General features: G+C 55.8%; 7 protein-coding genes, 2 tRNA genes and 5 rRNA genes. 9 read left to right on the forward strand and 5 right to left on the reverse strand.

The genetic code is table 11. The features are described from left to right. Window positions 1-213: 213 nt before the first annotated feature. The 5 genes from QIY50_11320 to QIY50_11340 all read right to left on the reverse strand — a co-directional run bounded on the left by QIY50_11320 (window position 214) and on the right by QIY50_11340 (window position 6,116). Window positions 214-1,707, reverse strand: coding sequence for an acetyl-CoA hydrolase/transferase family protein (locus QIY50_11320; GenBank protein WGV22701.1), 1,494 nt, complete (start codon window positions 1,705-1,707; stop codon window positions 214-216). Window positions 1,708-1,893: 186 nt separating this feature from the next. Continuing rightward, the gene (locus tag QIY50_11325) at window positions 1,894-3,330 is read right to left on the reverse strand and encodes an NAD(P)(+) transhydrogenase (Re/Si-specific) subunit beta (GenBank protein ID WGV22702.1); all 1,437 of its coding nucleotides are present in this window, start codon (window positions 3,328-3,330) and stop codon (window positions 1,894-1,896) included. Window positions 3,331-3,332: 2 nt separating this feature from the next. Further along, the gene (locus QIY50_11330; protein WGV22703.1) at window positions 3,333-3,647 is read right to left on the reverse strand and encodes an NAD(P) transhydrogenase subunit alpha; all 315 of its coding nucleotides are present in this window, start codon (window positions 3,645-3,647) and stop codon (window positions 3,333-3,335) included. An 11-nt stretch (window positions 3,648-3,658) separates the two neighbouring features. Beyond that, entirely contained in the window at window positions 3,659-4,780 is a 1,122-nt protein-coding gene (locus QIY50_11335) for a Re/Si-specific NAD(P)(+) transhydrogenase subunit alpha (protein WGV22704.1), read from the reverse strand. A gap of 436 nt (window positions 4,781-5,216) precedes the next feature. Continuing rightward, window positions 5,217-6,116 (reverse strand): LysR family transcriptional regulator, encoded by a 900-nt coding sequence (locus QIY50_11340; protein WGV22705.1) that lies wholly within the window; start codon window positions 6,114-6,116, stop codon window positions 5,217-5,219. A gap of 161 nt (window positions 6,117-6,277) precedes the next feature. On the opposite strand from QIY50_11340, the gene QIY50_11345 reads away from it, so the two are divergent. The 9 genes from QIY50_11345 (at window position 6,278) to QIY50_11385 (ending at window position 19,640) form a co-directional block, all read left to right on the forward strand. Beyond that, entirely contained in the window at window positions 6,278-7,459 is a 1,182-nt protein-coding gene (locus QIY50_11345; protein WGV22706.1) for an acyl-CoA dehydrogenase, read from the forward strand. A 14-nt stretch (window positions 7,460-7,473) separates the two neighbouring features. Then, the gene (locus QIY50_11350) at window positions 7,474-8,694 is read left to right on the forward strand and encodes a CaiB/BaiF CoA-transferase family protein (GenBank protein WGV22707.1); all 1,221 of its coding nucleotides are present in this window, start codon (window positions 7,474-7,476) and stop codon (window positions 8,692-8,694) included. 567 nt (window positions 8,695-9,261) lie between these two features. Beyond that, window positions 9,262-10,798: ribosomal RNA gene (locus QIY50_11355) — 16S ribosomal RNA — on the forward strand. 317 nt (window positions 10,799-11,115) lie between these two features. After that, a 23S ribosomal RNA gene (locus QIY50_11360) occupies window positions 11,116-14,010 on the forward strand. Window positions 14,011-14,145: 135 nt separating this feature from the next. Then, window positions 14,146-14,261: ribosomal RNA gene (gene rrf / locus QIY50_11365) — 5S ribosomal RNA — on the forward strand. 444 nt (window positions 14,262-14,705) lie between these two features. After that, a 16S ribosomal RNA gene (locus QIY50_11370) occupies window positions 14,706-16,242 on the forward strand. An 85-nt stretch (window positions 16,243-16,327) separates the two neighbouring features. After that, window positions 16,328-16,404, forward strand: a tRNA-Ile gene (locus QIY50_11375). 24 nt (window positions 16,405-16,428) lie between these two features. Further along, a tRNA-Ala gene (locus QIY50_11380) sits at window positions 16,429-16,504 on the forward strand. 242 nt (window positions 16,505-16,746) lie between these two features. After that, a 23S ribosomal RNA gene (locus QIY50_11385) occupies window positions 16,747-19,640 on the forward strand. Together the 16S, 23S and 5S rRNA genes with 2 tRNA genes alongside form the textbook arrangement of a ribosomal RNA operon. Window positions 19,641-19,708 lie beyond the last annotated feature (68 nt).

Below are 19,708 nucleotides of genomic sequence, written 5' to 3' on the forward strand. Positions count from 1 at the left end.
TGAAAATACCAGTACAGTAGTACAGTTCGTTCTAGTGAAGGCGGCAGAGTGCATCGAGAGAAGGGTTTGACTGCTATGGCCCATTCGCGGGCTTGCCCGCTCCCACTGGTAATGGGCTGCCCTTGAGGGGTGCACATGACCTGTGGGAGCGGGCAAGCCCGCGAAGAGGCCGGAACAGCGGAAGCGGGGCCGCCGTTCCGTACCACCACTGCATCAGCTAGCCAGCATGCGCCCGGTTTCTTCCAGGTTTTCGTGCCAGCTCAGCGCTTCGCGCAGGATGTGCGGGGTATGGCCGCCTCGCTGGCAGGCACGATCGAAGTAGTCGTTCAGTGCCGCGCGGTAGTCCGGATGCACACAGTTGTCGATGATCGCCCGGGCGCGCTCCCGTGGCGCCAGGCCACGCAGGTCGGCCAGGCCTTGCTCGGTGACGAGGATGTCCACATCGTGCTCGGTGTGGTCGACATGGCTGACCATCGGCACCACGCTGGAAATCGCGCCACCCTTGGCAATCGACTTGGTGACGAACACGGCCAGGTGGGCGTTACGGGCGAAGTCACCCGAGCCGCCGATGCCGTTCATCATCCTGGTGCCGCAGACATGGGTGGAATTGACGTTGCCGTAGATATCGAATTCCAGCGCGGTGTTGATACCGATGATGCCCAGGCGACGGACCACTTCCGGGTGGTTGGAAATTTCTTGCGGGCGCAGTACCAGCTTGTCCTTGTAACGCTCCAGGTTGCCGAACACATCGGCGTTGCGGCGGGTCGACAAGGTGATCGAGCTGCCCGAGGCGAAGCTCAGTTTGCCGGCATCGATCAGGTCGAAGGTGGAGTCCTGCAGTACTTCGGAGTACATGGTCAGGTCTTCGAACGGCGACTCGATCAGGCCGCACATCACCGCATTGGCGATGCTGCCGATACCGGCCTGCAGTGGGCCGAGCTTGTTGGTCATGCGGCCAGCTTCGACTTCTTTCTTGAAGAAGTTGATCAGGTGGTCGGCGATGCCCTGGGTTTCGTCATCCGGTGGCAGTACGGTGGACGGCGAGTCCGGCTGGTCGCTGATGACGATGCCGACGATTTTGGCCGGGTCGATCGGGATGGCGGTGCTGCCGATACGGTCGTCGACCTTGATCAGCGGGATTGGCGTGCGGGTCGGGCGGTAGGTCGGGATATAGATGTCGTGCAGGCCTTCGAGGTTGGTATTGTGCGAGAGGTTGATCTCGACAATTACCTGCTTGGCGAAGATTGCGAAGCTGGCCGAGTTGCCCACCGAGGTGGTTGGTACGATGTGGCCTTGCTCGGTGATGGCCACGGCTTCGATGACCGCGATGTCCGGCAGCTTCAGCTGCTGGTTGCGCAGTTGCTCGACGGTTTCCGACAGGTGCTGGTCGATGAACATCACCTGGCCGTCGTTGATGGCCTTGCGCAGGGTGCTGTCGACCTGGAACGGCATGCGGCGAGCCAGCACGCCGGCCTCGGTCAGTTGCTTGTCCAGGTCGTTGCCCAGGCTGGCGCCGGTCATCAGGCTGATTTTCAGTGGCGATTGCTTGGCACGTTCGGCCAGTGCATGCGGTACGGCCTTGGCTTCGCCGGCGCGGGTGAAACCGCTCATGCCGACGGTCATGCCGTCCTCGATCAGACCAGCGGCATCAGCCGCACTCATTACCTTGCTGTGCAGGGAGGACAAGCGGATACGATCACGGTACATGGATTGTTATCTCGGGCTACTGAAACTACTGCAGCGCAGTCTAGAGACTTCGCCCCCTGCCGTCCCACGACCATGGTCGTATGAGAAGCCCGGGAATAGAGCCGTTGATCCGGATCAATAAAAGAAAAGCCCCGGCAGATTCTGACCGGGGCTTCCTTTATATCAGCTGGTTTGCAGCGGCCGCTGTCACTCTACCGCTTTCACCATGTCTTCGATGACCTTCTTGGCGTCGCCGAACACCATCATGGTCTTGTCGAGATAGAACAGTTCGTTGTCCAGGCCGGCATAACCGCTGGCCATCGAGCGCTTGTTGACGATGATGGTCTTGGCCTTGAACGCTTCGAGGATCGGCATGCCGGCGATCGGCGACTTGGGATCGTTCTTCGCCGCCGGGTTGACCACGTCGTTGGCGCCCAGCACCAGCACCACATCGGCCTGGCCGAACTCGGCGTTGATGTCTTCCATTTCGAACACCTGGTCGTACGGCACTTCGGCCTCGGCCAGCAGCACGTTCATGTGCCCGGGCATACGGCCCGCCACCGGGTGGATCGCGTACTTCACGGTCACACCGTTGTGGCTCAGCTTCTCGGTCAGTTCCTTCAGCGCGTGCTGGGCGCGGGCTACCGCCAGGCCGTAGCCCGGGACGATGATCACGCTGTCGGCGTTGCTGAGCAGGAAGGTGGCATCGTCGGCCGAACCAGACTTCACCGGGCGCTGCTCTTTCGAGCCTTGCGCGGCGCCGGCATCGGTATCACCACCGAAGCCACCGAGGATGACGTTGAAGAACGAACGGTTCATCGCCTTGCACATGATGTACGAGAGGATGGCACCGGACGAGCCGACCAGGGAGCCTGCGATGATCAGCATCGAGTTGTTCAGTGAGAAGCCGATACCGGCAGCGGCCCAGCCCGAATAGCTGTTGAGCATCGACACCACCACCGGCATGTCGGCGCCGCCGATCGGAATAATGATCAGCACACCCATGATGAAGGCCAAAACCAGCATCAGGGTGAAGGCACTGTAATGGCCAGTAAAGGTAAATAGCAGGCCCAGGGCGATAGTGGTAAGGCCGAGGATCAGGTTCAGCTTGTGCTGGCCGGCGAACTGTACCGGTGCGCCCTGGAACAGGCGGAACTTGTACTTGCCCGACAGCTTGCCAAAGGCGATCACCGAGCCGGAGAAGGTAATGGCACCGATGGCTGCGCCGAGGAACAGCTCCAGGCGGTTGCCGGTGGGGATCGGGTCGCTGATGGCGGCAACGATGCCCATCGATTGCGGTTCCAGCACCGCGGCGATGGCGATGAACACCGCAGCCAGGCCGATCATGCTGTGCATGAAGGCGACCAGTTCCGGCATCTTGGTCATCTCGACGCGCTTGGCCATGATCGAGCCGGCGGTGCCGCCGACCAGCAGGCCGACGAGCACGTAGCCGATACCGGCGGTAGCAAGCTCGGCCCCGAGCTTATAAATGAGGCCGACCGTGGTGACGATGGCGATGCCCATGCCGATCATGCCGAACAGGTTGCCGCGCCGCGAGGTGGTCGGGTGCGACAGGCCCTTGAGCGCCTGGATGAAGCACACCGAGGCGACGAGGTAGAGGAGCGTTACCAGATTCATGCTCATGCTTACTTCTGCGCCTCGTTCTTGGTTTTCTTCTTGAACATCTCCAGCATGCGACGGGTGACCAGGAAGCCACCGAACACGTTGACCGCGGCCAAGGCCACTGCAAGGGTGCCCATCAGCTTGCCGGCCGGGGTTACCGTCAGGGCAGCGGCCAGCATGGCACCGACGATGACGATCGCGGAGATAGCGTTGGTCACGGCCATCAGCGGCGTGTGCAGCGCCGGCGTGACGTTCCACACCACGTGGTAGCCCACATAAATGGCCAGCACGAAGATGATCAGGTTGTAGATGCCATGGGAAATCAGCATGTCTTCCATTGTCGTGCTCCTTAGCCGTTCTTGCGGACGACCTGGCCATCACGGCACATCAGGCAGGCCGCGACGATGTCGTCTTCGAGGTTGATGACCAGCGCGCCGTCCTTGTCGAACAGCAGCTTCATGAAGTCCAGCAGGTTGCGGGCATACAGTGCCGAGGCATCGGCGCCCACCTGAGCCGGCAGGTTGGTCGGTCCGACGATGATCACGCCGTTCTCCTTTACCACCTGGTCAGCGACGGTCAGCGGGCAGTTGCCACCCTGGGCTGCTGCGAGGTCGATGACTACCGAGCCGGGTTTCATCTGTGCCACGGTTTCGGCGCTGAGCAGGGTCGGCGCCTTGCGCCCCGGGATCAGCGCAGTGGTGATGACGATATCCGCCTGCCTGGCGCGTTCGTGCACGGCCTGGGCCTGGCGTTGCATCCAGCTGGCCGGCATCGGCCGGGCATAACCGCCGACACCTTCGGCGCACTCACGCTCCTCATCGGTCTCGTAGGGCACGTCGATGAACTTGGCGCCTAGCGACTCGATCTGCTCCTTCACGGCCGGGCGTACATCGGACGCCTCGATCACTGCACCCAGGCGCTTGGCCGTGGCAATGGCCTGCAGGCCGGCAACACCCGCGCCCAGGATCAGCACGCGCGCGGCCTTTACCGTACCGGCGGCGGTCATCAGCATGGGCATGAAACGTGGGTAGTGATGGGCAGCCAGCAACACCGCCTTGTAACCGGCGATGTTGGCCTGCGACGACAGCACGTCCAGGCTCTGCGCCCGTGAGGTGCGCGGCGCGGCTTCCAGGGCGAAGGCGGTAATTCCGCGTTCGGCCATCTTGCCGATCAGCTCGCTGTTGAAGGGATTGAGCATGCCCACCAGGACGCTGCCACTGTTGATCAGGGCCAGTTCCTGGTCGTTGGGGGCGACCACTTTCAGTACCAATTGAGCGCCGTAGGCATCGGCTGCGTTCCCCAGGGAAGCGCCCACGGCCTCATAGGCACTGTCCGGAATGCTGGCGTTGAGCCCTGCCCCCCGTTGGACGGTGACCTGATGGCCCTGGCCAATCAGTTTCTTGATGGTTTCCGGGGTCGCAGCGACCCTTGTCTCACCGGTCTGCGTCTCGAGAGGAACACCAATGTGCACGACTATTTCTCCTGCGGTGACCTTTTGTCTTTGTAAAAGCCAGCACACTTCGGATGGTGCGCTGGGGCGGCTGTGGAGCGCCGACCCGCCGAATCCCGGGCGGGCGAAGCATTTTGCAGACGAAGCCAGGGGCCTTCAACCGGTTCTGGAGCGAAACGAAGTCAAAACTACAAGTCACCCTGTGACCGTATGTCGCAACGGTCAGGCTGCGGCCCGTCAAACACAGGCTATTGGCAGATTAGGAGAAAAAACCAAAAAATTTCCGGTCAATTCGCTTACGGCTTTGTGAATGTCGCAAAATAGCCCGCAAAGCCGCGCTTTAAGCAGGGTTGAAGAGGATTTTTGCGCCTGCATAACAGTTTATGCAGATGCGACAAATACATATATCTGTAGGTGTTTAAAATATTTGACTACGGGGTCAGCTTGTCGCGCTTCCCTACGTCTTTGCCGTGTACGCCTGAGCCTGGCTCACCAGCCAGTCACGGAACGCGCGTAGCGAAGCCGACTCCACCTTGCGCTCCGGAATCATCAGATAGTAGGCCTTGTCACTGCTCAGGGCATGCCTGTTAGCGACCACCAGCCTACCCTCCTCCAACTCGCGCTGGATCAGGAACGGCGGAATCAGGGCGATGCCCATCTCATGCATGGCCGCCTGGGCGAGCATCGAGAATAGTTCATAGCGCGGGCCTGTCATGTCGCGCTCCACATTCATGCCGACGCTGTCGAACCACTGCCGCCAGGCATAGGGGCGCGTGCTCTGCTGCAGCAGTGGCAGTTGTGCAATGCGCTGCGCGTCAAGCGCACCCTGCCCGCCCAGCAGCGCCGGGCTGCACACCGGTACCGGGTTTTCCCCCATCAGCCGGTGCGACTGGGTCCCGGACCAGTCGGCATCGCCGAAATAGATGGCAGCATCGAAGGTGGTGTCGGCAAACAGGAAAGGCCGGGTGCGGTTGGTGAGATTGACCGTGACCTCCGGGTGGCGCTGCTGGAAGTCCTTGAGCCGCGGCAGCAGCCACTGAGTACCGAAGGTAGGCACCACGGCCAGTTCGATCACGTTGGCGCCCTGCTGGCGCATTACCGACAGCGTATCGCGCTCTACCGCGTCCAGTTGGGCTGCCACCTGGCGGCTGTAGGAAAGGCCGGCTTCGGTCAGCTTCACGCCACGGCGAGAGCGGCGGAACAGTTCCACATTAAGGAAGGCTTCCAGGCCACCTATCTGCCGACAGACGGCGCCCTGGGTCAGGGCAAGTTCCTGGGCGGCCTTGGTAAAGCTCTCGTTGCGCGCCGCCGCCTCGAAGCAAACCAGGGCAGCGGTACTGGGAATCTTGCGGCGCATGTACGTCAACCTCACTCGTAAGGCTGTCAATATGGCATTTTGCCGATTTACGAAGTGATAAATTATCACTAATTGGTGCGCAATCCTCGTTTGTCCCGGCGGCCGATCAGGCCTAGGCTCAAAGGCACAAGAAACTGCCCCCTATTTCGAGGATTTCGCTCATGGCCGGTAAAGCAAGCTTCAACTGGATCGACCCGCTGCTGCTCGATCAGCAGCTCACTGAAGAAGAGCGCATGGTGCGTGACAGCGCTTATCAGTTCGCCCAGGACAAGCTGGCCCCGCGTGTGCTCGAGGCCTTCCGTCATGAGCAGACCGACCCGGCGATCTTCCGTGAAATGGGTGAGGTCGGGTTGCTGGGCGCCACCATTCCCGAGCAATACGGTGGCAGTGGCCTGAACTATGTGTGCTACGGCCTGATTGCTCGCGAGGTAGAGCGCATCGACTCGGGTTACCGTTCGATGATGAGCGTACAGTCGTCGCTGGTGATGGTGCCAATCAACGAGTTCGGTACCGAGGCGCAAAAGCAGAAGTACCTGCCCAAGCTGGCCAGCGGAGAGTGGATCGGTTGCTTTGGCCTGACCGAGCCTAACCACGGCTCCGACCCGGGCTCGATGATCACCCGTGCCCGGAAGGTCGATGGCGGCTACCGCCTGACCGGTAGCAAGATGTGGATCACCAACAGCCCGATCGCCGATGTGTTCGTGGTCTGGGCCAAGGATGATGCGGGTGATATTCGCGGCTTTGTCCTGGAAAAGGGTTGGGAAGGCCTCAGCGCCCCGGCGATCCACGGCAAGGTCGGCCTGCGCGCCTCGATCACTGGCGAAATCGTCATGGACAACGTGTTCGTGCCGGAGGAAAACATCTTCCCGGATGTGCGCGGCCTCAAAGGCCCGTTCACCTGTCTGAACTCGGCCCGCTATGGCATCTCCTGGGGTGCGCTGGGTGCCGCCGAAGCTTGCTGGCACACCGCGCGTCAGTACACCCTGGACCGTCAGCAATTTGGCCGTCCGTTGGCGGCCAACCAGTTGATCCAGAAAAAGCTGGCCGACATGCAGACCGAAATCACCCTTGCGCTGCAGGGCTGCCTGCGTCTGGGGCGGATGAAGGACGAAGGTACGGCTGCAGTGGAGATTACTTCGATCATGAAGCGCAACTCCTGCGGCAAGGCGCTGGATATTGCCCGCATGGCGCGTGACATGCTGGGTGGCAACGGTATTTCTGACGAGTTTGGCGTAGCCCGTCACCTGGTCAACCTGGAGGTGGTCAACACCTATGAAGGTACCCACGATGTGCATGCACTGATCCTGGGGCGTGCGCAGACCGGCATCCAGGCCTTCTATTGATAAGGAGCCAGCCTATGGGCGCGCTATCACATCTGCGGGTGCTGGACCTTTCTCGCGTGTTGGCCGGCCCATGGTCTGGCCAGATCCTCGCTGACCTTGGCGCTGATGTGATCAAGGTCGAGCGCCCTGGCAGTGGTGACGATACCCGTTCATGGGGGCCGCCCTTCCTCAAGGATGCCGAGGGTGAGAACACCAGTGAGGCGGCCTATTACCTGTCGGCCAACCGCAACAAGCGCTCGGTGACCATCGACTTCACTCAGGCCGAGGGGCAGCGCCTGGTGCGTGAACTGGCGGCGAAGTCCGATATCGTCATCGAAAACTTCAAAGTCGGTGGGTTGGCTGCCTATGGCCTGGACTACCAGAGCCTGAAGGCGATCAATCCGCGGCTTATCTATTGTTCGATCACCGGGTTTGGCCAGACCGGGCCTTATGCCAAGCGCGCGGGATATGACTTCATGATCCAGGGGTTGGGCGGGCTGATGAGCCTGACCGGCCGCCCGGAGGGTGAAGAAGGTGCGGGGCCGGTCAAGGTTGGGGTGGCGCTGACCGACATCCTGACCGGGCTGTATTCCACGGTGGCGATCCTCGCTGCCCTCGCCCATCGGGAGCAGACCGGGGTGGGCCAGCATGTCGACATGGCATTGCTCGATGTGCAGGTGGCGTGCCTGGCGAACCAAGCCATGAATTACCTGACCACGGGCAACCCGCCTCGTCGTCTGGGTAATGCCCACCCCAATATCGTGCCTTATCAGGACTTCCCGACGGCGGATGGCGACTTCATTCTTACCGTGGGCAACGACAGCCAATTCCGGAAGTTCGCCGAGGTGGCCGGGCAGCCGCAATGGGCGGACGATCCACGTTTCGTTACCAACAAGCTGCGAGTGGCCAACCGGGCCGAGCTGATTCCATTGATTCGCCAGGCCACGGTGTTCAAGACCACGGCGCAGTGGGTGAGCCAGCTGGAGGCTGCTGGGGTGCCGTGCGGGCCTATCAACGACCTGGCGCAGATGTTCCAGGATCCGCAGGTGCTGGCGCGCGGGTTGGCGGTGAACATTCCGCATCCGTTGGCGGGAAGTGTGCCGCAGGTGGCGAGCCCGATACGGCTGTCGGAGACGCCGGTGGAGTACCGTCGGGCGCCGCCGCTGCTGGGTGAGCATACCGAGGTGGTGCTGGAGGATGTATTGGGGCTGGATGCCGATGAGGTGCAACGGCTGCGCAGTGCCGGCGTGCTTTAAGGGCGTGTGGCCTTGGTGAAAAGCGGGGAGGCCGTCAGGCCTCCCCGCTTTGCTTTTCAGCGATTTCAGGGTTTCTTGAAATTAAGGGTTGACGCGGTTTCGAATCCCCTTATAATGCGCCCCACTTCTGACGTAGTCGAAGCGCAAAACTTCTTGAAAATCAATTAGTTAAGCAATTCAGGTAGTATCAGGAGTGCTTCGGTCGAATGATCGATAGCGGTTGAGATGGTGGTTGACAGCGCTTCTAAACGCTGTATGATTCGCCTCCCGCTACGAGAGATCGCAGCGAGTCAAGTGTTTGAAGCTAAACGAGTTTTCGCAAAAAACTTCAAAATAAACGCTTGACAGCAAATGAGGAAAGCGTAGAATGCGCGCCTCGGTTGAGACGAAAAGCTCTTAACCAAACGCTCTTTAACAAATCGAATCAAGCAATTCGTGTGGGTGCTTGTGAGTACGGACTGATAGTCAAAAAGATTATCAGCATCACAAGTGGCCATGCGAGAAATCACATAGTCATTTGAGATTGCTGAGCCAAGTTTAGGGTTTCTTAAAAATCCAAGCAGTATTGAACTGAAGAGTTTGATCATGGCTCAGATTGAACGCTGGCGGCAGGCCTAACACATGCAAGTCGAGCGGATGACGGGAGCTTGCTCCTTGATTCAGCGGCGGACGGGTGAGTAATGCCTAGGAATCTGCCTGGTAGTGGGGGACAACGTTTCGAAAGGAACGCTAATACCGCATACGTCCTACGGGAGAAAGCAGGGGACCTTCGGGCCTTGCGCTATCAGATGAGCCTAGGTCGGATTAGCTAGTTGGTGAGGTAATGGCTCACCAAGGCGACGATCCGTAACTGGTCTGAGAGGATGATCAGTCACACTGGAACTGAGACACGGTCCAGACTCCTACGGGAGGCAGCAGTGGGGAATATTGGACAATGGGCGAAAGCCTGATCCAGCCATGCCGCGTGTGTGAAGAAGGTCTTCGGATTGTAAAGCACTTTAAGTTGGGAGGAAGGGCAGTAAGCTAATACCTTGCTGTTTTGACGTTACCGACAGAATAAGCACCGGCTAACTCTGTGCCAGCAGCCGCGGTAATACAGAGGGTGCAAGCGTTAATCGGAATTACTGGGCGTAAAGCGCGCGTAGGTGGTTCGTTAAGTTGGATGTGAAAGCCCCGGGCTCAACCTGGGAACTGCATCCAAAACTGGCGAGCTAGAGTACGGTAGAGGGTGGTGGAATTTCCTGTGTAGCGGTGAAATGCGTAGATATAGGAAGGAACACCAGTGGCGAAGGCGACCACCTGGACTGATACTGACACTGAGGTGCGAAAGCGTGGGGAGCAAACAGGATTAGATACCCTGGTAGTCCACGCCGTAAACGATGTCAACTAGCCGTTGGAATCCTTGAGATTTTAGTGGCGCAGCTAACGCATTAAGTTGACCGCCTGGGGAGTACGGCCGCAAGGTTAAAACTCAAATGAATTGACGGGGGCCCGCACAAGCGGTGGAGCATGTGGTTTAATTCGAAGCAACGCGAAGAACCTTACCAGGCCTTGACATGCAGAGAACTTTCCAGAGATGGATTGGTGCCTTCGGGAACTCTGACACAGGTGCTGCATGGCTGTCGTCAGCTCGTGTCGTGAGATGTTGGGTTAAGTCCCGTAACGAGCGCAACCCTTGTCCTTAGTTACCAGCACGTTATGGTGGGCACTCTAAGGAGACTGCCGGTGACAAACCGGAGGAAGGTGGGGATGACGTCAAGTCATCATGGCCCTTACGGCCTGGGCTACACACGTGCTACAATGGTCGGTACAGAGGGTTGCCAAGCCGCGAGGTGGAGCTAATCTCACAAAACCGATCGTAGTCCGGATCGCAGTCTGCAACTCGACTGCGTGAAGTCGGAATCGCTAGTAATCGCGAATCAGAATGTCGCGGTGAATACGTTCCCGGGCCTTGTACACACCGCCCGTCACACCATGGGAGTGGGTTGCACCAGAAGTAGCTAGTCTAACCTTCGGGAGGACGGTTACCACGGTGTGATTCATGACTGGGGTGAAGTCGTAACAAGGTAGCCGTAGGGGAACCTGCGGCTGGATCACCTCCTTAATCGACGACATCAGCCTGCTGATGAGCTCCCACACGAATTGCTTGATTCATGGTTGAAGACGATCAGGGCCTTGAACAGGTCTTGTGTTGTTCCTGATCAGAACCTGGAAATGAACATTCGCATCGAATGTTGATTTCTGGCTTTTGTCAGACCGTTCTTTAAAAATTCGGATATGTGATAGATATAGACTGATGACCAGTTTCACTGCTGGTTAATCAGGCTAAGGTAAAATTTGTGAGTTCTGCGCGAAAGCGCAACGTGCGAATTTTCGGCGAATGTCGTCTTCACAGTATAACCAGATTGCTTGGGGTTATATGGTCAAGTGAAGAAGCGCATACGGTGGATGCCTTGGCAGTCAGAGGCGATGAAAGACGTGGTAGCCTGCGATAAGCTTTGGGGAGTCGGCAAACAGACTGTGATCCAGAGATCTCTGAATGGGGGAACCCACTCAGCATAAGCTGAGTATCTTGTACTGAATACATAGGTGCAAGAGGCGAACCAGGGGAACTGAAACATCTAAGTACCCTGAGGAAAAGAAATCAACCGAGATTCCCTTAGTAGTGGCGAGCGAACGGGGACCAGCCCTTAAGTTGATTTGAGATTAGTGGAACGCTCTGGAAAGTGCGGCCATAGTGGGTGATAGCCCCGTACACGAAAATCTCTTGTCAATGAAATCGAGTAGGACGGAGCACGAGAAACTTTGTCTGAATATGGGGGGACCATCCTCCAAGGCTAAATACTACTGACTGACCGATAGTGAACCAGTACCGTGAGGGAAAAGGCGAAAAGAACCCCGGAGAGGGAGTGAAATAGAACCTGAAACCGTATGCGTACAAGCAGTGGGAGCCTACTTTGTTAGGTGACTGCGTACCTTTTGTATAATGGGTCAGCGACTTATATTCAGTGGCGAGCTTAACCGAATAGGGGAGGCGTAGCGAAAGCGAGTCTTAATAGGGCGTTTAGTCGCTGGGTATAGACCCGAAACCGGGCGATCTATCCATGGGCAGGTTGAAGGTTAGGTAACACTGACTGGAGGACCGAACCGACTACCGTTGAAAAGTTAGCGGATGACCTGTGGATCGGAGTGAAAGGCTAATCAAGCTCGGAGATAGCTGGTTCTCCTCGAAAGCTATTTTAGGTAGCGCCTCATGTATCACTCCAGGGGGTAGAGCACTGTTTCGGCTAGGGGGTCATCCCGACTTACCAAACCGATGCAAACTCCGAATACCTGGAAGTGCCGAGCATGGGAGACACACGGCGGGTGCTAACGTCCGTCGTGAAAAGGGAAACAACCCAGACCGTCAGCTAAGGTCCCAAAGTCATGGTTAAGTGGGAAACGATGTGGGAAGGCTTAGACAGCTAGGAGGTTGGCTTAGAAGCAGCCACCCTTTAAAGAAAGCGTAATAGCTCACTAGTCGAGTCGGCCTGCGCGGAAGATGTAACGGGGCTCAAACCATGCACCGAAGCTACGGGTGTCATCTTTGATGACGCGGTAGAGGAGCGTTCTGTAAGCCTGTGAAGGTGAGTTGAGAAGCTTGCTGGAGGTATCAGAAGTGCGAATGCTGACATGAGTAACGACAATGCGAGTGAAAAACTCGCACGCCGAAAGACCAAGGTTTCCTGCGCAACGTTAATCGACGCAGGGTTAGTCGGTCCCTAAGGCGAGGCTGAAAAGCGTAGTCGATGGAAAACAGGTTAATATTCCTGTACTTCCAGTTATTGCGATGGAGGGACGGAGAAGGTTAGGCCAGCCTGGCGTTGGTTGTCCAGGTTTAAGGTGGTAGGCTGGAATCTTAGGCAAATCCGGGATTTCAAGGCCGAGAGCTGATGACGAGTTGCCTCTAGGCGACGAAGTGGTTGATACCATGCTTCCAAGAAAAAGCTCCTAAGCTTCAGATAACTGGGAACCGTACCCCAAACCGACACAGGTGGTTAGGTAGAGAATACCAAGGCGCTTGAGAGAACTCGGGTGAAGGAACTAGGCAAAATGGCACCGTAACTTCGGGAGAAGGTGCGCCGGCGAGGGTGAAGGACTTGCTCCGTAAGCCCATGCCGGTCGAAGATACCAGGCCGCTGCGACTGTTTATTAAAAACACAGCACTCTGCAAACACGAAAGTGGACGTATAGGGTGTGACGCCTGCCCGGTGCCGGAAGGTTAATTGATGGGGTTAGCGCAAGCGAAGCTCTTGATCGAAGCCCCGGTAAACGGCGGCCGTAACTATAACGGTCCTAAGGTAGCGAAATTCCTTGTCGGGTAAGTTCCGACCTGCACGAATGGCGTAACGATGGCGGCGCTGTCTCCACCCGAGACTCAGTGAAATTGAAATCGCTGTGAAGATGCAGTGTATCCGCGGCTAGACGGAAAGACCCCGTGAACCTTTACTATAGCTTTGCACTGGACTTTGAATTTGCTTGTGTAGGATAGGTGGGAGGCTTTGAAGTGGGGACGCCAGTTCTCATGGAGCCATCCTTGAAATACCACCCTGGCAACTTTGAGGTTCTAACTCAGGTCCGTTATCCGGATCGAGGACAGTGTATGGTGGGTAGTTTGACTGGGGCGGTCTCCTCCCAAAGAGTAACGGAGGAGTACGAAGGTGCGCTCAGACCGGTCGGAAATCGGTCGTAGAGTATAAAGGCAAAAGCGCGCTTGACTGCGAGACAAACACGTCGAGCAGGTACGAAAAGTAGGTCTTAGTGATCCGGTGGTTCTGTATGGAAGGGCCATCGCTCAACGGATAAAAGGTACTCCGGGGATAACAGGCTGATACCGCCCAAGAGTTCATATCGACGGCGGTGTTTGGCACCTCGATGTCGGCTCATCACATCCTGGGGCTGAAGCCGGTCCCAAGGGTATGGCTGTTCGCCATTTAAAGTGGTACGCGAGCTGGGTTTAGAACGTCGTGAGACAGTTCGGTCCCTATCTGCCGTGGACGTTTGAGATTTGAGAGGGGCTGCTCCTAGTACGAGAGGACCGGAGTGGACGAACCTCTGGTGTTCCGGTTGTCACGCCAGTGGCATTGCCGGGTAGCTATGTTCGGAAGAGATAACCGCTGAAAGCATCTAAGCGGGAAACTTGCCTCAAGATGAGATCTCACTGGGATCTTGAATCCCCTGAAGGGCCGTCGAAGACTACGACGTTGATAGGTTGGGTGTGTAAGCGCTGTGAGGCGTTGAGCTAACCAATACTAATTGCCCGTGAGGCTTGGCCATATAACACCCAAGCAATTTGCGCACGAAAGCCAAATTGTGGTGGTGAAGACGAAAGAACCGAAAGTTCGCAACTTCACAAAATCACATATCCGAATTAGCCAAGAGTGTTCAAAAGACATTCTGGCAACAGAATTTCTTGACGACCATAGAGCATTGGAACCACCTGATCCCATCCCGAACTCAGCAGTGAAACGATGCATCGCCGATGGTAGTGTGGGGTTTCCCCATGTGAGAGTAGGTCATCGTCAAGATTCATTTCGCAAAACCCCTATCTGCACATGCAGGTAGGGGTTTTGTCTTTAAGTAGAAGCTATCGCTTCTCCTGGTGGGCTGAACGGCCAGCCAGTGGTAAAAAGGTGGTTGACAGCGTTTTTGAATGCTGTATTATTCACCTCCCGCGACGAGAGATCGAAGCGAGTTAAGTGTCTGAAGTCAAACGAGTTTCTCGTAGAAACTTCAAAATAAACGCTTGACAGCAAATGAGGAAAGCGTAGAATGCGCGCCTCGGTTGAGACGAAAAACTCTTAACCAAACGCTCTTTAACAAATCGAATCAAGCAATTCGTGTGGGTGCTTGTGAGTACGGACTGATAGTCACAAAGATTATCAGCATCACAAGTGGCCATGCGAGAAATCACATAGTCATTTGAGATTGCTGAGCCAAGTTTAGGGTTTCTTAAAAACCCAAGCAGTATTGAACTGAAGAGTTTGATCATGGCTCAGATTGAACGCTGGCGGCAGGCCTAACACATGCAAGTCGAGCGGATGACGGGAGCTTGCTCCTTGATTCAGCGGCGGACGGGTGAGTAATGCCTAGGAATCTGCCTGGTAGTGGGGGACAACGTTTCGAAAGGAACGCTAATACCGCATACGTCCTACGGGAGAAAGCAGGGGACCTTCGGGCCTTGCGCTATCAGATGAGCCTAGGTCGGATTAGCTAGTTGGTGGGGTAATGGCTCACCAAGGCGACGATCCGTAACTGGTCTGAGAGGATGATCAGTCACACTGGAACTGAGACACGGTCCAGACTCCTACGGGAGGCAGCAGTGGGGAATATTGGACAATGGGCGAAAGCCTGATCCAGCCATGCCGCGTGTGTGAAGAAGGTCTTCGGATTGTAAAGCACTTTAAGTTGGGAGGAAGGGCAGTAAGCTAATACCTTGCTGTTTTGACGTTACCGACAGAATAAGCACCGGCTAACTCTGTGCCAGCAGCCGCGGTAATACAGAGGGTGCAAGCGTTAATCGGAATTACTGGGCGTAAAGCGCGCGTAGGTGGTTCGTTAAGTTGGATGTGAAAGCCCCGGGCTCAACCTGGGAACTGCATCCAAAACTGGCGAGCTAGAGTACGGTAGAGGGTGGTGGAATTTCCTGTGTAGCGGTGAAATGCGTAGATATAGGAAGGAACACCAGTGGCGAAGGCGACCACCTGGACTGATACTGACACTGAGGTGCGAAAGCGTGGGGAGCAAACAGGATTAGATACCCTGGTAGTCCACGCCGTAAACGATGTCAACTAGCCGTTGGAATCCTTGAGATTTTAGTGGCGCAGCTAACGCATTAAGTTGACCGCCTGGGGAGTACGGCCGCAAGGTTAAAACTCAAATGAATTGACGGGGGCCCGCACAAGCGGTGGAGCATGTGGTTTAATTCGAAGCAACGCGAAGAACCTTACCAGGCCTTGACATGCAGAGAACTTTCCAGAGATGGATTGGTGCCTTCGGGAACTCTGACACAGGTGCTGCATGGCTGTCGTCAGCTCGTGTCGTGAGATGTTGGGTTAAGTCCCGTAACGAGCGCAACCCTTGTCCTTAGTTACCAGCACGTTATGGTGGGCACTCTAAGGAGACTGCCGGTGACAAACCGGAGGAAGGTGGGGATGACGTCAAGTCATCATGGCCCTTACGGCCTGGGCTACACACGTGCTACAATGGTCGGTACAGAGGGTTGCCAAGCCGCGAGGTGGAGCTAATCTCACAAAACCGATCGTAGTCCGGATCGCAGTCTGCAACTCGACTGCGTGAAGTCGGAATCGCTAGTAATCGCGAATCAGAATGTCGCGGTGAATACGTTCCCGGGCCTTGTACACACCGCCCGTCACACCATGGGAGTGGGTTGCACCAGAAGTAGCTAGTCTAACCTTCGGGGGGACGGTTACCACGGTGTGATTCATGACTGGGGTGAAGTCGTAACAAGGTAGCCGTAGGGGAACCTGCGGCTGGATCACCTCCTTAATCGACGACATCAGCCTGCTGATGAGCTCCCACACGAATTGCTTGATTCATTGTAAAAGACGATGCTGTAACGCGACCCTGTTATAGGTCTGTAGCTCAGTTGGTTAGAGCGCACCCCTGATAAGGGTGAGGTCGGCAGTTCAAATCTGCCCAGACCTACCATTACATGGTTTAGCCGTAGAATACGGGGCCATAGCTCAGCTGGGAGAGCGCCTGCCTTGCACGCAGGAGGTCAGCGGTTCGATCCCGCTTGGCTCCACCACTTTCGTAGTACGCAGTTACTTGTCAGAACTTAGAAATGAACATTCAGTTCGAATGTTGATTTCTGACTTTTGTCAGATCGTTCTTTAAAAATTCGGATATGTGATAGATATAGACTGATGACCAGTTTCACTGCTGGAAATCAGGCTAAGGTAAAATTTGTGAGTTCTGCGCGAAAGCGCAACATGCGAATTTTCGGCGAATGTCGTCTTCACAGTATAACCAGATTGCTTGGGGTTATATGGTCAAGTGAAGAAGCGCATACGGTGGATGCCTTGGCAGTCAGAGGCGATGAAAGACGTGGTAGCCTGCGATAAGCTTTGGGGAGTCGGCAAACAGACTGTGATCCAGAGATCTCTGAATGGGGGAACCCACTCAGCATAAGCTGAGTATCTTGTACTGAATACATAGGTGCAAGAGGCGAACCAGGGGAACTGAAACATCTAAGTACCCTGAGGAAAAGAAATCAACCGAGATTCCCTTAGTAGTGGCGAGCGAAAACGGGGACCAGCCCTTAAGTTGATTTGAGATTAGTGGAACGCTCTGGAAAGTGCGGCCATAGTGGGTGATAGCCCCGTACACGAAAATCTCTTGTCAATGAAATCGAGTAGGACGGAGCACGAGAAACTTTGTCTGAATATGGGGGGACCATCCTCCAAGGCTAAATACTACTGACTGACCGATAGTGAACCAGTACCGTGAGGGAAAGGCGAAAAGAACCCCGGAGAGGGGAGTGAAATAGAACCTGAAACCGTATGCGTACAAGCAGTGGGAGCCTACTTTGTTAGGTGACTGCGTACCTTTTGTATAATGGGTCAGCGACTTATATTCAGTGGCGAGCTTAACCGAATAGGGGAGGCGTAGCGAAAGCGAGTCTTAATAGGGCGTTTAGTCGCTGGGTATAGACCCGAAACCGGGCGATCTATCCATGGGCAGGTTGAAGGTTAGGTAACACTGACTGGAGGACCGAACCGACTACCGTTGAAAAGTTAGCGGATGACCTGTGGATCGGAGTGAAAGGCTAATCAAGCTCGGAGATAGCTGGTTCTCCTCGAAAGCTATTTAGGTAGCGCCTCATGTATCACTCCAGGGGTAGAGCACTGTTTCGGCTAGGGGGTCATCCCGACTTACCAAACCGATGCAAACTCCGAATACCTGGAAGTGCCGAGCATGGGAGACACACGGCGGGTGCTAACGTCCGTCGTGAAAAGGGAAACAACCCAGACCGTCAGCTAAGGTCCCAAAGTCATGGTTAAGTGGGAAACGATGTGGGAAGGCTTAGACAGCTAGGAGGTTGGCTTAGAAGCAGCCACCCTTTAAAGAAAGCGTAATAGCTCACTAGTCGAGTCGGCCTGCGCGGAAGATGTAACGGGGCTCAAACCATGCACCGAAGCTACGGGTGTCATCTTTGATGACGCGGTAGAGGAGCGTTCTGTAAGCCTGTGAAGGTGAGTTGAGAAGCTTGCTGGAGGTATCAGAAGTGCGAATGCTGACATGAGTAACGACAATGCGAGTGAAAAACTCGCACGCCGAAAGACCAAGGTTTCCTGCGCAACGTTAATCGACGCAGGGTTAGTCGGTCCCTAAGGCGAGGCTGAAAAGCGTAGTCGATGGAAAACAGGTTAATATTCCTGTACTTCCAGTTATTGCGATGGAGGGACGGAGAAGGTTAAGGCCAGCCTGGCGTTGGTTGTCCAGGTTTAAGGTGGTAGGCTGAAATCTTAGGCAAATCCGGGATTTCAAGGCCGAGAGCTGATGACGAGTTGCCTCTAGGCGACGAAGTGGTTGATACCATGCTTCCAAGAAAAGCTCCTAAGCTTCAGATAACTGGGAACCGTACCCCAAACCGACACAGGTGGTTAGGTAGAGAATACCAAGGCGCTTGAGAGAACTCGGGTGAAGGAACTAGGCAAAATGGCACCGTAACTTCGGGAGAAGGTGCGCCGGCGAGGGTGAAGGACTTGCTCCGTAAGCCCATGCCGGTCGAAGATACCAGGCCGCTGCGACTGTTTATTAAAAACACAGCACTCTGCAAACACGAAAGTGGACGTATAGGGTGTGACGCCTGCCCGGTGCCGGAAGGTTAATTGATGGGGTTAGCGCAAGCGAAGCTCTTGATCGAAGCCCCGGTAAACGGCGGCCGTAACTATAACGGTCCTAAGGTAGCGAAATTCCTTGTCGGGTAAGTTCCGACCTGCACGAATGGCGTAACGATGGCGGCGCTGTCTCCACCCGAGACTCAGTGAAATTGAAATCGCTGTGAAGATGCAGTGTATCCGCGGCTAGACGGAAAGACCCCGTGAACCTTTACTATAGCTTTGCACTGGACTTTGAATTTGCTTGTGTAGGATAGGTGGGAGGCTTTGAAGTGGGGACGCCAGTTCTCATGGAGCCATCCTTGAAATACCACCCTGGCAACTTTGAGGTTCTAACTCAGGTCCGTTATCCGGATCGAGGACAGTGTATGGTGGGTAGTTTGACTGGGGCGGTCTCCTCCCAAAGAGTAACGGAGGAGTACGAAGGTGCGCTCAGACCGGTCGGAAATCGGTCGTAGAGTATAAAGGCAAAAGCGCGCTTGACTGCGAGACAAACACGTCGAGCAGGTACGAAAGTAGGTCTTAGTGATCCGGTGGTTCTGTATGGAAGGGCCATCGCTCAACGGATAAAAGGTACTCCGGGGATAACAGGCTGATACCGCCCAAGAGTTCATATCGACGGCGGTGTTTGGCACCTCGATGTCGGCTCATCACATCCTGGGGCTGAAGCCGGTCCCAAGGGTATGGCTGTTCGCCATTTAAAGTGGTACGCGAGCTGGGTTTAGAACGTCGTGAGACAGTTCGGTCCCTATCTGCCGTGGACGTTTGAGATTTGAGAGGGGCTGCTCCTAGTACGAGAGGACCGGAGTGGACGAACCTCTGGTGTTCCGGTTGTCACGCCAGTGGCATTGCCGGGTAGCTATGTTCGGAAGAGATAACCGCTGAAAGCATCTAAGCGGGAAACTTGCCTCAAGATGAGATCTCACTGGGATCTTGAATCCCCTAAAGGGCCGTCGAAGACTACGACGTTGATAGGTTGGGTGTGTAAGCGCTGTGAGGCGTTGAGCTAACCAATACTAATTGCCCGTGAGGCTTGACCATATAACACCCAAGCAATTTGCGCACGAAAGCCAAATTGTGGTGGTGAAGACGAAAGAACCGAAAGTTCG

The sequence above is a fragment of the Pseudomonas putida genome, assembly GCA_029953615.1.
Taxonomy (GTDB): Bacteria; Pseudomonadota; Gammaproteobacteria; order Pseudomonadales; family Pseudomonadaceae; genus Aquipseudomonas.

Bases quoted from the DNA above. Each gene is read 5' to 3' on its own strand.
- QIY50_11345 (WGV22706.1), top strand. From the start codon at position 6,278: ATGGCCGGTAAAGCAAGCTTCAACTGGATCGACCCGCTGCTGCTCGAT.
- QIY50_11340 (WGV22705.1), bottom strand. From the start codon at position 6,116: ATGCGCCGCAAGATTCCCAGTACCGCTGCCCTGGTTTGCTTCGAGGCG.
- QIY50_11325 (WGV22702.1), bottom strand. From the start codon at position 3,330: ATGAGCATGAATCTGGTAACGCTCCTCTACCTCGTCGCCTCGGTGTGC.
- QIY50_11350 (WGV22707.1), top strand. From the start codon at position 7,474: ATGGGCGCGCTATCACATCTGCGGGTGCTGGACCTTTCTCGCGTGTTG.
- QIY50_11330 (WGV22703.1), bottom strand. From the start codon at position 3,647: ATGGAAGACATGCTGATTTCCCATGGCATCTACAACCTGATCATCTTC.
- QIY50_11320 (WGV22701.1), bottom strand. From the start codon at position 1,707: ATGTACCGTGATCGTATCCGCTTGTCCTCCCTGCACAGCAAGGTAATG.